The sequence below is a fragment of the Alkalimonas collagenimarina genome (genome assembly GCF_030717845.1).
GTDB lineage: Bacteria > Pseudomonadota > Gammaproteobacteria > Enterobacterales > Alteromonadaceae > Alkalimonas > Alkalimonas collagenimarina.
The window spans coordinates 123,997-138,635 of sequence record NZ_JAUZVZ010000007.1 but is presented as its reverse complement, the minus strand read 5'-3'; the positions used below and the strand labels follow the sequence as shown (position 1 = coordinate 138,635).

7 protein-coding genes are annotated in these 14,639 nt (G+C 51.3%); 2 read left to right on the top strand and 5 right to left on the bottom strand.

Translation table 11 applies throughout. The annotated features are described in order from the left end of the window. The first annotated feature begins 8 nt into the window (after positions 1-8). Entirely contained in the window at positions 9-401 is a 393-nt protein-coding gene (locus tag Q3O60_RS06685) for a type 2 periplasmic-binding domain-containing protein (RefSeq protein WP_305893129.1), read from the top strand. A gap of 77 nt (positions 402-478) precedes the next feature. Here the strand turns inward: Q3O60_RS06685 and recD are convergent, their stop codons facing one another. The 5 genes from recD to Q3O60_RS06660 all read right to left on the bottom strand — a co-directional run bounded on the left by recD (position 479) and on the right by Q3O60_RS06660 (position 13,037). Further along, positions 479-2,566, bottom strand: a complete 2,088-nt coding sequence (gene recD, locus Q3O60_RS06680) for an exodeoxyribonuclease V subunit alpha (protein WP_305893128.1) — start codon at positions 2,564-2,566, stop codon at positions 479-481. Continuing rightward, positions 2,559-6,422, bottom strand: coding sequence for an exodeoxyribonuclease V subunit beta (gene recB / locus Q3O60_RS06675; RefSeq protein WP_305893127.1), 3,864 nt, complete (start codon positions 6,420-6,422; stop codon positions 2,559-2,561). Before recB ends, recD begins: the two co-directional genes overlap by 8 nt. After that, on the bottom strand, positions 6,419-9,934 hold the full coding sequence (recC, locus tag Q3O60_RS06670; RefSeq protein WP_305893126.1) for an exodeoxyribonuclease V subunit gamma: 3,516 nt from the start codon (positions 9,932-9,934) through the stop codon (positions 6,419-6,421). The genes recB and recC overlap by 4 nt, the downstream gene beginning before the upstream one ends. A gap of 76 nt (positions 9,935-10,010) precedes the next feature. After that, positions 10,011-11,195 carry a CaiB/BaiF CoA transferase family protein gene (locus tag Q3O60_RS06665; RefSeq protein ID WP_305893179.1) on the bottom strand — a complete coding sequence of 395 codons (1,185 nt, stop codon included), beginning with the start codon at positions 11,193-11,195 and terminating at the stop codon, positions 10,011-10,013. Positions 11,196-11,234: 39 nt separating this feature from the next. Next, positions 11,235-13,037, bottom strand: a complete 1,803-nt coding sequence (locus Q3O60_RS06660; RefSeq protein ID WP_305893125.1) for an ABCB family ABC transporter ATP-binding protein/permease — start codon at positions 13,035-13,037, stop codon at positions 11,235-11,237. 254 nt (positions 13,038-13,291) lie between these two features. Between Q3O60_RS06660 and Q3O60_RS06655 the strand changes: the two genes are divergently transcribed. After that, positions 13,292-14,638 carry a TolC family protein gene (locus Q3O60_RS06655; RefSeq protein WP_305893124.1) on the top strand — a complete coding sequence of 449 codons (1,347 nt, stop codon included), beginning with the start codon at positions 13,292-13,294 and terminating at the stop codon, positions 14,636-14,638. Position 14,639 lies beyond the last annotated feature (1 nt).

Below are 14,639 nucleotides of genomic sequence, written 5' to 3'. Positions count from 1 at the left end.
AGCCCTGAATGAAAAAGTTACTATTAGCTGTACTACTTTGTGTACCGACTTTATCACTGGCAGATATGGTGGTGATTGCTCACCCTTCAGCAGCCGATATTTCTGAAGACGAAATATCACGACTATACATGGGTCGTGCCGGTAGTTTAATGCCTGTGAACCTGCCTGATGGCAACCCACTACGTGACCATTTTGAACAAGAGCTTTTAGGCCGCAGCCCAGCGCAAATGAAAGCTTATTGGTCACGGTTGGTGTTTACCGGCAAAGGCCGGCCGCCGGTAGAAGTCGCCACTAGCGCTGAGAAAATTGACTTTATTGCTGCCAACCCAAACAGCATTGGTTATATCCCCGCCAGTGATGTGACGGATCAAGTCAAAGTCATTGCAACCATCGCGCAGTAATTCTGCCGCACTTACTTACCCTACTTGCATTCTGCATGGTAGGGTAATCTTTTATAGCGCAGCTATCTGTACGAAGTTTATAACGTAGTTATCACTATGCCACTGGCTCGCTGCACCTGCTGCTGCATGGTCGCTTCAACTACGTACTCATGGTCGTAAATCAAACTAAAACACTGACTGGCACGGGTGATCCCGGTGTACAACAACTCTCTGGTCAGTAAAGGACTGCTGCTTGCTGGCAATAATAGCACCGCATGCTGAAACTCCGATCCCTGTGATTTATGCACCGTCATGGCAAATACTGTATCAACATCATCCAATCGACTGGGCAGTACCCAGCGGATCCCGAGTTCAGTATCTGGAAAAGCAACCCGTAATGAGTGTTGCTCATTCTCTACATAGGGCAGACAAATACCAATATCGCCATTCATCAGCTTCAAATGGTAATCGTTACGCGTCATCAGCACCGGCCGACCGGCGTACCAGTGGTAGCCATCGGTTTGCAGCAATTGATGCTGCTGCAACAAATGTTCAATTCGCTGATTTAAACCGCTAACCCCCCAGTCTCCTTGCTTGACCGCAGCCAGTAATTGAAAGTCACGCTGTAATTGCAATATCGCCAGCGCCGCCTGATCGCGCTGAGCTGGCTCAGCTGCAGCATCAAAGCTGGCTACGGCCGCCAAATAAGGCTTATAGCCTTCAATCAGCAGGGATTTCAGCTGGCTATTAAAGTGCGGCTGCTGCTGTGATTGCTGGATCAGCTGCAATTTCCCTTTCGCATCGGCTGAACTGAAGATTTGTTTTAAAGCTTTTATCCGCTTTGGTTGCCACTCACCAGCCAGCATGCCGGTATTAACCAGCGTCGCCAATTGATGAATAGCGCCACCCTGATGAAAGCGATAACTGACTCGTAGCATGGTAATCGCTTGTGCCAATGCAGGGGCTGGTTCGCTACTTGTCAGATACGCTAAGGGTAAGGATTGATTACAGACTTCCGCCAGATAATCAGCCGTTTCAGTGCTATAACGCCCTGCTTCAGCATCACGACATAGATCGCCTAAAATAGAGCCCGCTTCAACCGAAGCCAGTTGATCTTTGTCTCCTAACAAGTACAAGCGGCACTGTGCTGGCAACGCCTGCAGCAATGCCGCCATCATCTCAACGTCCACCATGGATGCTTCATCAACCACCACCACATCTGCTGGCAGTGGATTGGTCTGATTGTATTTGAAGTGCCGGCTATCGGGTTGGGCACCCAGTAGCCGATGCAAAGTGGTCACTTCGGTTGGAATACAGGCTTTTAATGCCTGCTGATCTAAGCTGCCGGAGTCAGCTAAGCGGCTAAAATCCATCTTGGCTAAACTACCCGCCACCGATTCATTGAGCCGGGCGGCGGCTTTGCCTGTCGGTGCGGCCAGGCAAATATGCAAAGGAGTCTGTTGTCTGGCGAGACGAAGAGCCTGAAGTAGCGCCAATAACTTTATTACTGTGGTAGTTTTACCGGTACCCGGCCCACCGGTGATAATACCAAATTGACTACGCGCCGCTAAGGCACAGGCGGCTTGCTGCCAATTGAACTCTGAACTGTCATGTGCTGACGCGAATAACCCTGCCAATAAAGCGCGCATCAAAGCTGTGGGCAATGGCTGGCCTGCCAGTCCCGGCTGAATAGCTGGGTGTTGTTGAAGAGCCAGTCGCGGTTGAATAGCCCGGCTGATGTCCGCTTCATACTGCCAATAGCGCCGCATATATAACAAGGGTTGCGCTGCGCTACCAGCCAGTACAAAAGGCCGGTGATTTGGCTCAACGACTGTGTTGCTTAAATGGTTTTCAACCAGTTCAGAGTGGCTTAACGCCGCCAACCAGTCTTCGACTGCCAAGGCATGAAGGTACTGGCTAAGCTGCTGCAATGCCACGGCTCTTTCATCACCCATGGCTTGCCCCGGTTGCAACAGCACCTGATCAGGGGACTCGCTCACCGCCTTTAGATCCAAACAGACATGACCACGGCCATTGGCTTCACTCGTCAGTATAATGGCCAGCACTTCGGCAGCCGTGATATCCGGCTGTTCGTTGGAAAAAAAGCGCGCAAGCATCAGATCCAACCGTCTGATCAGACCCAGCTCTGCCCAGTTATAGGCTTGAGACAACAGCGTATCAGCCATTCGCGCACTCCTTATACTCCCCCCGAAACAGTGCATCCAGCGCCAGTATTAGTGACTTCGGCGGTTTATCCATCAATAAGCCCTGTGTCTCCGGGTGATGACTGCCGCGTAAGAACGCATAAATGGCTCCACCCACATGGCGGTCATAATCGTAATCAGCCAGCCGACATTGCAATAATCGATGCAAAGCCAGCAGGTAGAGCACGTATTGCATGTCGTAGCGTTTATGCAGCATGGCATCCAGCATCGCCTGCTGAGAATAGGCGTCATCGCCCTCACCCAACCAGTTGGTTTTCCAATCAATCACATAATACTGGCCCTGATGCTCTGCCACTAAATCGATAAACCCCTTGAGCATGCCATTCAGCTGATTGGGCTGCGCCTGCGGTCGGGCCTGCCCTTGCCAGCTTTGCGCAGTGACCAAGCGGTCGAGCTGGCGGGTATCGACGGCGTGACTCTCCAGAATAAACTCCAGTTCAACCGCCAGTTGCTCTGGTACCAACTCGGCCAAGGCAAATTCTGCTGTACCACCATCTGGCAAGGCGAGCGCGGTTAAACGCCAGCGAGTGGTCAAGAAGTCATGTAACCAGTTGCTAAGAGCTGGGGCCAAATGTTCGATCTGTTGCTGCTGACAGCGCTTGGTCACTTCCTGCAGTCGTAATTCATGATGCAGAGCCGTCGCGGCAAAACCTTGAAAAATCTGGCCCTGTTCATCTTGATAGCGCTGCTCTGCCGCCCACTCCAGCAGATTATGCATAAAGGTGCCATTTTCAGCGCCTCGCGGTAACGCATGCAACACCGTATGGGCTGTTAGCTCCACAGCGGCTATCGGTTGGCCAGGCTGCCCCTGCTCATCACGCATTTCATTCGCGACTTCATCATCGGCTTGCTCTGGCTCCATCGGCAGCCCCTCAGCACGTTTTGATTCAGAGCTGCCACCAAACTGAATGGCAGAATAACTGGCGATCCACCACGGCTGAATGGCCAGATCTGCAGGCGTTAACGCTGGCTGCAACACATCGTCATGCTGTCGGCCCTGATAAGGTTGCTCTGGCCAGTCCGTGCATTCCATCACCTGAACAATGGCATCCTGCTGCAACGACAGCATCTGCTCCGCAACCGCGGCCGCATCTGGATACGACTCGTCGCCATTGAGCAAGTAGCCCAAAGCGCCCAGCTGATTTTGTGGTGCCTTGGCCTGACCCACTTTAGTAGCAGCAGTCACCAGCCATAGTGCATGGCGAGCCCTAGTCATGGCGACGTACAGCAAGCGCATGTCTTCACTTAAACGTTCATCATCCGCTTGCTGCCAGGCTTCAGCAAAGAGCTTTTTATCAGAAATTTCCAGCCCAAGCTGATCACCGATACGGTAACTCACCTGACGATCTTTGCCGGTCACTTGTCGCCAACCGACAATAAAGGGCAAAAATACCAGCGGATACTCCAATCCCTTCGACTTATGAATAGTGACAATTTTGACCAAGGCGGCATCACTTTCTAAACGCATGATCTGCTCTTCACCAGGATCGATAATGTGCTCGGTTAAGCTGCGGATCAGTGCCTGCTCTCCATCCAGTTGCTCGGCTTGCTGTTGCAACCACTCGGCCAGATGCAGCACATTGGTCAGCGAGCGCTCGCCCTGCAGTTGGGATAACACCCTCGCTGGCCATTGATAGTAGTCAAGCAACTGTCGCACCATCGCCAATACCCCGTTTTGACGCCAGCATTGATGCAACTGCATAAAGCGCTGCACCTGTTGCTCCAACGCCATTTCATTGTCTTGCCATAACGCCAGCTGTGTTAAAGGGATGGCCAGCGTAGTGGTCGCCAAGGCATTTTTTACCAGCCCTAAATCGGTTGGGTCCGCGCAAGCACGTAACCAGTGCACCATATCACTGGCTTCTGAAGAGCTGAATACAGAGTCCCGATCCGATAAAAAAACGCTGGGGATACGGGCTTTGGCTAGCTCATCTTTGATCAACTGCGCTTCCGCGCGGCTGCGCACCAACACTGCAATATCTTTTGGCTGTACAGCCGTGTGCTCATGCTCATCGGCAAAGTAGCAGGCATGCTCTAAAGCATCGTTCAATAAAGAGGCTATCTGGCTGGCACACCAGGAGGCGGCCAAGGCTTTGTAATCGTTCAGGCTATAAGGCTCATCGCTTGGTAAATGCACAATACTGAGCGCTGGAACCTGCCGCTGCTGTTGCATCAACTGCTGCTTTCGGCCCTGAGCGGCAACTTCAAGGTAAGGCAGTGGGTTTTGCTCTGGTTGCTTAAAACGAAAGGCCCCTCGCTCATGCTGCTCACCACGTAAAAACAACTGATTGCAGGCCTGCACCACCCCTTCTGTCGAGCGAAAATTACGGTTTAAACTGTAATGCCGCCCCGACGTATCAGCTTTGGCTTGCAAATAGGTGTATATATCAGCGCCGCGAAAGCTGTAAATGGCTTGCTTTGGGTCGCCAATCAAAATTACGGCACTGTCTGCCGGGTTCCCGGCGATCTGGTAAATACGATTAAAAATACGATACTGCAGCGGGTCCGTATCCTGAAACTCATCGATCATGGCAACCGGATAAGCGGTTTTGATGCTGCTGGCCAGTTGGCGAGCGTGCTCGCCAGATTGCTGCTGATCAAGCGCTCTATCGAGCTCAGTCAGCAAGTCATTAAAGCCCATCTGCGCACGGCGGGCCAAACGCCGATCCAGCTCTTTGCGGGCAAAAGCCAGCGCATGGCATAAGATCCCTTGTTTAAGCGGTACCTCAATCTCGCTGACCGCAGCTGGTTTTTCACTGTCGATAAAATCAGCCAGTTCTGCCATACGTTGAAAAGCATTTAAGTCGGGGATAGCTGGTATAGTGACTTTCTGTTTAAAAGCAAAACGCCCCTTGGCGAAGTTTTTCATTTTCGCGCTAAGCTTCGCCCTGCCCAAACTCCATGCTTGCAAGCTATCCAACATCGTAGCGAACTTGTCGGCTGATGCTGAGTCATGTTTGCCAGCCAGCAGCAACTCCTGCACCGACCACAAAAAGGGCTCAATGCTCGGCCACTCTTGTTGCCACGCCCTTTGTGTCTGCTCCGTCAAGGCTGCCACTTGCTGCTGATACTGTTCGTACGCCGCTTGCTGCTGCTGTTGTTGCTGTTTCGCTGGCAGGTAAGCGGACAGCAAGTCAGTCAGGCTTTCTACCACGAAAGGCTGGCCCTGAAAAAAGACCTGAGGATCGATCTGATGCAGTAACTTATTCAGTGCTTGATGCAACCGTTGTGGCGAGCGAAAGCAATCGCTAATGGCTTCTGCCGCCTCGGGATCAAGCGTATAAAAATGCTGACGCCAATAATCTTTGATGATCTCATCCAGCAACGCCGTTTGGTCTGTCACCAATTCACGATTAAAGAGCCCACGGGTATCAAAAGCATGCTCAGTCAGCATGTTATTGCACCAGCCATGGATGGTAGAAATCATCGCTTCATCCATGGCATCAGCCGCCCGGCGTAATCTCAAAGCGCAGCCCGGCCAATCGGCTGGCGGATAACTGCGTTGCAGGGCGAGCAACGGGTCTTCGCCATCGTTCTGGCCCGGCAGTGCAGCGGATGGCTGGCTAAACGCATCGGCCGCTTCCACCAAACGCTCACGGATCCGTGAACGCAGCTCTTCAGTCGCTGCCTCGGTGAACGTCAGTACCAGAATATCTTTTGGTGTCAGGGGCCGCATAAAGCGCTCAGCTTCTGCCCCATGCCCCAGTACCAAACGCAGATACAAAAACGCCAGCGAGAATGTTTTGCCCGTACCCGCGCTGGCTTCAATTAACCGGCTGCCATGCAGTGGAAAACGCAGTAAATCGAGTTGACTCATGAGCGCCCTCCTTCACGACCTAAAGAGGCTACCAAAGGCTGATACAACTCGGTAACCAAGGTATGAAATTCATCCTCGATCTGCAGGCTGGCATAATCCGGCCAGAAGCGTTGTAACAGTGGATAATCACTGGCTTCCGCCGTCATGGCAAAGTCACCGACGAAGTCACTACCTTCATAGGTTTTACTGGCATCCACCTCCGGCTTATCGGACGTCAGCAGCGCCAGAGCTGTTTTACAAGCAATGGGCAAAGGACGCCGTAACGCCAGCTGATACCAGTACAGCAAGGTCATCAAGCAGGTATCTGCCTGCTCAGCAGCTACCGGTGGCAAGCACTCGACGCCATCGGGGCCAACCAGATAAGTGCTGACTGGAGCAAAGCGCTGCGCCATCAGGTGCGCTGGCCAGTAACGGCACAAGTGATACCATTTCAATTGCTGCTTCTGATCGCGCAAACGGCTCGACTGCACCAGCACCCGGATATACTGACCATCCGTGGTGTGACGTAAATCATTCAGGCTATCCTGAAACAAAACTGGCAACGCCTTATCCAGCAGCAGCTTACAACTCACCCGCTCCGTAAGTGGGGTCGATTGCTGCCTTAGCTCCATCCAGCGCTGAAAGGTCGGCGTTAATTCGCTGGTTTTCTGCTGCCACAGCACATCACCAAAAGCACCTAACGGAAACTCACCAGCTTCGCGCAGTCGGGTGGCTTCTTTTGCCACTACGGCGCTGACTTGTTCTGTCATCGCCTGCTGTGCTGAGCTTTGATCCGCTTTATCGTGTTGCGAACAGGTGTGCTGCAATGCCTGCGATACCGCCAAGACTAATTTATCATCCAGCGCCCACCCCTCGAGTCCAGCAGACTGGAACATTTCATCATCAACTCGCTCATCCGCCCCATCACGCAGATACACCCCAAGCCTTTTTTGCAGCAAGACGCGTGCCGGGTGGCGTAAAAAACCCGCGAGATCCTGCAGGCTGATCTCTGCCGGTTGCGCGGCAAAACAAAGTGTGGACGCATCCTCATACACAACATGCTGCGGCTCAAGTGCAGAACGCCATTCGTGAGCGTAGCTAAACAGCCGCTTATCACGGCCGGGCTGACTTTCTGATTGTTTGTCGGATAGAAAATAGCGCCGACTGAAGGGTTGCAACGGCTGATCCAGCGTCAATTGCTGCAGCATATCTTGTTGTGGATAGGCCGCTTTCAGGTAATCCCGTAATTGCCCTACCAGCACCGACGGCGGCTTTTCGGTATTATCGCGAATACTAAAACCGACCCAGCTAATCACCAGCTTTTGCCGGGCAGCTAATAAAGCTTCTAAAAATAAGTAATTATCATCATCGCGCCGCGAGCGGTCACCCGGGCGGTATTGCAATGCCATCAAATCAAAGTCAGCCGCCTTTACACTGCGCGGATAGTCACCATCATTCATGCCAAGCAGCCAGATCTGCTGAAATGGGATCGCCCGCATTGGCATCAGGGTGGCAAAATTGACAGCACCGGCCAAAAACCGTTGCTGCAAGCTCGGTTTATCCAAATCAGCCAATAGCGCATCACGCACAATGTCGAGCGCCAATGGCTCTTCTGTCAAACCACTTTGCTCTACTTGCTCTGCCCACGTCGTCAGCTGCGTTTTAATGCGGCTCACCGCCGCTACATCGTCCTGACTTTCTGGCACAAAATATTGTTCCAGCAAACCGTGCAGCAGTTCTAGCCATTCAGCGACCACATGGCTTTGCTGCAACGTTCGCCAACTGTGCTGCAGCTGTTCAAGTAACTGAGCTAAAGGGCCAACCAAGGCCGCATCCAATCCAGTCACTTCATCATAAGGCTGGATCTGATGCCAGCTTTCGCTCGGGCCACTGACATAGCCAAGCAGCATGCGCTTTAAACCAAAGAGCCAGCTGTTTTGCTCTAAGTCAGCCGGCAAACCCAGACTCTGTCGCTGCTTAGCATCCAGCCCCCAGCGAATGTTAGCGCCTTTGATCCAGTGTTTCAGCCGCTTTAAATCTGCCGTGCTTAGCGCAAACCGAGTGCATAATGCCGGCGTATCGAGAAAATCCAGCATGTCTGATACATGAAAGCGCGCCTCAGGCAATGCCAGTAGGGTTTCAAATGCCACCAACAAACTATTGCGGTGGCGTAAGCCCTGATCGGCAATATGAAAGGGCAGATAACGTGGATCGTCGCGCTCTAATCGCCCAAAGGTAGCCGCAATATAGGGGGCATATTGATTAATATCCGGCACCATCACCAGCACATCTTTTGGCTGCAAAGGCTGACCCGCGGCTTTGGCCTGTGCAAAAGTGGCCAATAATTGATCGTGCAGCACTTCAATTTCACGCAACGGGCTGTGGCAACGAATAAATTGTAAACTATCGTCAATCGCTACCGGCTCAGTTTGCAGCTCGGCGCGCTCTTGTGCTGAATGCAGCTGCAACATGTCGAACTGCAACTGTTGCAGTATGCTATCTTCACCGGGCGATTCGAACAAATCGATTTTGCCATCAAAGTAGCTGTGGTACTCCCCGGTCTGATCCAGTTCATCCAGCAGGTGCAAATAATCCCGCCCTTGTTTACCCAGCGAAGCCAATAACGGATGGCCCGCAAGATGCAAAGCATCTTCCGTTAAGGTATTTAAGCGGTGCTGACTGCTGCGCCGTGAGCGGCGGTATTCTTGCTTGAACAGATCGCGACCATCCACCAGATCGCCCCAGTACTCCTGACAAGGATTATTGACAAAGAGCAGCACCTGACTGAAGGCAGCAATGGCTTTGAGTGCATCCAGCGTTTGTTTCGGCAGAGAAGAGATGCCAAAGACAATAACTCGTCGTGGCAGCGCGGTGGGCCGTTCGGTTAACTGCATGCAGCGGGTTAGAAATTGCTGATGCACCTGAGAGCGGCTCAAGCCTTCGATGCCCGCTTGCTGGATATCCTGCAGCAATAAACGCCATAGCACAGGCTGCCAGCCTTGATTGGCAGGGATGGCTTTGTGATCGATACGATCCTGACCTGCTTGCCAATCCTGCAGCCAGTCGGCCCGATACACCTGATACTGATCGAACAGATCCGCGAGCTTTAATGCCAGTTGGTAGCGACGTCTTGGGTCGGTTGGGTCTTTGGCTAAAAAACCATTCAGCGGTTGCATCAAGGCATCATCAGGCAAGTCGGCCAGTAATCGATACAGCCGCCAACTCATCGCTTCTTTGCTGTAAGGCGAACTATCGGGAAGTTCCGGCAATACCGCGCGGTATGCCTGCCATAGAAAACGGCCGGGCAGCTCGGTTTTCACCGCCGCCGCAATGCCCTGCCCACCCTCGGCGATTGGCGCTGCCAAAGCCAGTTTTAGCCACTGAGCAATACCATTGCTCTGCACCAGAAAGACTTCAGACTCCAGCGGCTTTAACGGGTACTGTTGAGTCCAGCTCACCATCACATCACGCATGGCTTCAAGTCGGTTGCTTTGCAATACCATAAAGCCGGTCGGCCAGTGCTGTGCTGTCATCTGCTTGCTGTATCCAACGTTGAATGCTTAAACGAAGATTTAGGCTACCACAATCAAAAAGTAAACATCAGCGTTTTCATGGCGTTTTATGCTGTTTGTTTAAAAGCTGATCGGTGTGCTCCCCCAGCTCCGGTGGGGCTTGCTGGTAACTCAGCGGTGTGGCCGAGAACTTTACCGGATTGGCTACCATCGGTACCTTATAGCCTTTGGCGTGCTGCAGCTCAAACTGCATGGCCCGAGCTTGCACCTGTGGATGCTGAAACACCTGCGCCAAATCATTGACTGGCCCACATGGCACCTTAGCGCTGCTGAATGCTTGCAACCAGTGAGCCATACTATTTTTAAGTAGATAACCAGCCAATAATGGGATCAATTGCTCCCGATGCCGGACCCGGTTGCTGTTACTAATAAAACGAGGATCCACCGCCAATTCAGTACAACCCAGCGCCTGACAGCAGCGCTGAAACTGAGCATCATTACCAACCGCCAACATAATAAAGCCATCGTTCACCTGCATCACCTGATACGGCACGATATTCGGATGAGCAGTGCCTAACCGACCGGGTATTTCGCCACTGACCAAATAGTTCGATGCTTGATTAGCCAGCCAAGCCACTTGCGTATCCAGTAAGGCTAAATCGATGTGTTGGCCTTCGCCGCTTTGATGGCGATGATGCAGTGCTGCCAGTATGGCAGACACAGCGTACATACCGGTCATCAAATCGACCACCGCCACCCCCACTTTCTGTGGGCCGGCCCCTGCACAGCCATCGGGTTCCCCAGTAATGCTCATCAAACCGCCCATCGCCTGAATCATGGCATCGTACCCAGCTTGCGCTGCATAAGGGCCGGTCTGGCCAAAACCGGTGATGGAGCAATAAATCAGTGTGGGGTTCAATGCTTTCAGGCTGGAGTAATCCAGCCCGTATTGCTTCAGGCCGCCTACTTTGTAGTTTTCCAGTAGAACATCAGCTTCGCGAACCAGTGCTTTTATTTGCTGCTGCCCGGCTGCTGTGCTGATATCAATGCACAACGATTGCTTGCCACGATTGGCGCAGAGAAAATAGGCCGACTGGCCGGTGTTATTACCAGCAACATCTTTTAGAAAAGGCGGCCCCCAGCGCCGGGTATCATCGCCCTCGCCCGGCTTTTCCACCTTCCAGACCTCAGCACCATAATCGGCCAACACCTGGCTGGCCCAGGGCCCGGCCAGAATTCGGCTGAGATCCAATACTTTTATACCTTGCAGTGGGCCGGACATCATTCGCTCCTTCGTTGTGCGACTAAACAAGCATAATGGTTATTTTTTCTGCTGCGCCTGCTGCTGCCACATCCGGGCATATTCGCCTGCTTGAGCTAGCAATTGCTGATGCGTCCCCTGCTCCACCACATGCCCCTGGCGCAGCACCACAATGCAATCAGCATCGGTTACTGTAGACAAGCGGTGCGCTATCACCAGGCTGGTATGCTGCCTGGCGACATCGCGCATTGCCGATAAAATGGCTTGCTCAGACAATGAATCCAAAGAAGAAGTTGCTTCATCAAATACCAAAATAGGCGCCCCTTTTACAATGGCACGGGCAATAGCAATGCGCTGCTTTTCGCCGCCGGACACTTTCAAGCCACGCTCCCCAACCTGAGTTTGATCGCCATCAGGCAAGCTATTAATAAAATCCCGTAAGTGGGCCATGTCAATGGCTTTGTCAATCATTTCGGCTGCAGCGTCCGGTTTTGCATAGGCTATATTATCGCGAATACTGCTATTAAATAGCACGGTATCCTGCGGTACAATGGCAATGGCTTGGCGCAACGACTCCAACGTAACCGTTTGAATATCCTGCCCATCAATCAGGATCTGACCAGCCTGAACATCATAAAAACGGTACAGCAAGCGAGCAATGGTACTTTTGCCGGCACCGGAAGCCCCAACAATGGCGATTTTTTGGCCGCTTCCTACCGCAAAACTCAGTTGATGCAACACTGGCCTGTCGGCTTGGTAAGCAAAACTAACCTGTTGAAACGAAATACACCCCCCGCTAATTTGAAGCTCAGTGGCTTCCGCTTTATCTGCAATGCTGGGGTTACGAGTCAGCAATCCCAGCATATTCTCCAAATCCGTGACTGCACGGCGAATTTCCCGATACACAAAGCCAAGGAAATTCAGCGGCATAAACAGCTGCAACAAATAAGCATTGAGCATTACCAAGCCACCAATACTTAAGGTGCCAGCCACCACTTCTGCCACCGCCAACCACATCAGAGCCGTCATCGCGAGCGCAATCAGCAGTGCCTGGCCTGAATTCAGTACCAGCAAGCTCAAGCGGTTTTTTAACCGGGCTTGCTCCCAGTTGGCCAAAAAGCCATCGTAAATTTTCGCTTCGTAGGCTTCGTTGTTGAAGTACTTGACGGTTTCGTAATTCAGCAAGCTATCAACAGCCCGGCTATTGGTGGTGTTGTCGGCCTGATTAGCCGCTCGAATAAAGGCATTACGCCATTCGGTGACAAAAATGGTAAAGAAAATATACAAGCCAACTGCCAACAGCATGATCAAGGCGTAGATAGGTGAAAACACCACGGCAAAAATCATCGCGACCGCTAAAATCTCAAATAGTGTCGGCACAATGTTGAACATCAGGAAACGCATCAAAAAGCTTAAACCATTGGTACCGCGCTCAATATCCCGGCTGATGCCACCCGTTTGCCTATCTAAATGAAACGACAGCTCCAAGCTGTGCAAGTGTTGAAATACTTTTAAGCCCAGCTGACGCATAGCATGCTCAGTCACACGGCCAAACAAAGCATCACGCAACTCGCCTAAAAACACCGTAGCAAAACGTAATAAGCCATACAGCACCACCAGGCCTACAGGGATCATGAGTAACTGCTGCCGCTGACCATCCACGGCATCCACGATTTCTTTCAGCGCCCAAGGCAAAAGCAAGGTAGCGGCTTTTGCCGCTACCAGACAAAGCAATGCCATCAGCACACGACCTTTAAATGCCATTAAATAAGGCCAAAGCGTCTGAATACTTTGCTTTAATGACATGGCATAATTACGCTTTGTCGGTTCTGGCTGCTTGGCTGTGCTTCGCATTCCGCGCATAACAGTATCTTTTTGAATTCATAAGGTGGTGTACAGTAAAAGCAAAACAGGTATTGATGCAATACTGATGTTTTCAATACTGTAGGTATGTTCACATTTACTAACAATATGAACTATATTTTTATTTGTTCTGAATGAGTTAAGCGAACATCCAAAGCCATTGAAGCCGATGTAGCAAAAATTAGTAAACACATGACCGACGGTACCAAAACACTGCTGTCCAGTTATTCATTATGATTTGTTTGTGAGGTTGTATGCTCGCTCCTTTGAAATGCCGCTTGCTGGTTGCTGCTCTGTCGCTGGCGTCGTTATCATTAACTGCTGCAGAGCGAACGCTCAGCTTTAGTCAGGCAGAACAGCGATTGGTTGATGTACGACAAGTATTGATCCAGCAAGCTGACATCAAAGCCAGAGAAGCTGAGCGAAAAGCATTAGATGACCTGAACTTACCTCAGGTTAGTATATTGGTTGCAGGGATAGCTTACGAAAAAGACGTCTCGTTTACCATTCCCTTTGTAAACGAAAGAGCTGATCTCGACATCAACAAAAGCGGTTTACGCTCACAAGTAAGCGTGATCTGGCCTCTATACACAGGAGGTAGAACGAAAGCGACCCAGCAACTAGCATCCTCCAGACTATCCGAAGCACAAGCCGAGCAAAAAATACTGCAGCTTCAGTTATTAAAGCGATTATCTGATCTCTACTTTTCGAACCAAATGATGCGGCAAGTCGTCTCGGTTCGTGAAAAAACGCTGGATACGATATCCATGCATGTGAACAGAGCAAAACGCTTTCAAGAAGAAGGCCTGATTACAGAGCTTGGTAAAATGCAAGCGGATGTTGCCTATGCCGAGGCGAATAGAGAATTACTTTTAGCAAAGCGTCAATACAGTGACATTCAAGCTGCATTGAAAAATCTAATAGAAACAGATACCTTTGATTGTTTATCAACCAAGCTCCCCGTGCCGGTTGCGCTTTCTAATAGCCCAGACTGGTTTGTGAGTCAGGCTCGAAGTGGCAACCCTATTTATCAACAGCTGGCTGAAAAGTTGAAACAAACCTCTAAGTTGATCGCTATTGAACAAGGGAAAAAGCGCCCCGAGTTTTTTGTCGCAGCCTCTTATGATTTAAACCGCTCCGCCACTCCGCTTACCGAGCCAGACTGGAGTGTGGGTGTAGGCATGCGCTACAACTTCACGACCCCTGTCAACAGAAATGCGAGTATCGATTCGGCACGAATGCGGCAAGAACAGGTAAAGCTGACCAAAGAACAAGCCGATGCGGATGTGAAGCTAGCCATAGAAAGTTCATATCGTGCGGTTCAAGAGCATCTTGAACAATTTCAGTTACTGCAGCATGACATTGATCTGGCTACAGAGCATAGCCGCTTGCAACATAGAGCGTTCGAGGAAGGGCTGGCTACCTCACTCGAAGTGACCGATGCACAGCTCAGGCTAGCCGCTACCGAAGTAAAGGCTCTGAATGCTGCTTTCCTATATATCAGCGCACTGGCGCAGTTAACTCAGCTCACGGGGCAACCGGAGCTTCTTGTTGAAATTTTACCATCGCTGGCACAGCACGATATGTGCTCTACGTTTTAGG

Coding starts and splice junctions, on each gene's coding strand:
- Q3O60_RS06660 (WP_305893125.1), bottom strand. CDS start 13,037: ATGCGCGGAATGCGAAGCACAGCCAAGCAGCCAGAACCGACAAAGCGT.
- recC (WP_305893126.1), bottom strand. CDS start 9,934: ATGACAGCACAGCACTGGCCGACCGGCTTTATGGTATTGCAAAGCAAC.
- Q3O60_RS06685 (WP_305893129.1), top strand. CDS start 9: ATGAAAAAGTTACTATTAGCTGTACTACTTTGTGTACCGACTTTATCA.
- recD (WP_305893128.1), bottom strand. CDS start 2,566: ATGGCTGATACGCTGTTGTCTCAAGCCTATAACTGGGCAGAGCTGGGT.
- recB (WP_305893127.1), bottom strand. CDS start 6,422: ATGAGTCAACTCGATTTACTGCGTTTTCCACTGCATGGCAGCCGGTTA.
- Q3O60_RS06655 (WP_305893124.1), top strand. CDS start 13,292: ATGCTCGCTCCTTTGAAATGCCGCTTGCTGGTTGCTGCTCTGTCGCTG.
- Q3O60_RS06665 (WP_305893179.1), bottom strand. CDS start 11,195: ATGTCCGGCCCACTGCAAGGTATAAAAGTATTGGATCTCAGCCGAATT.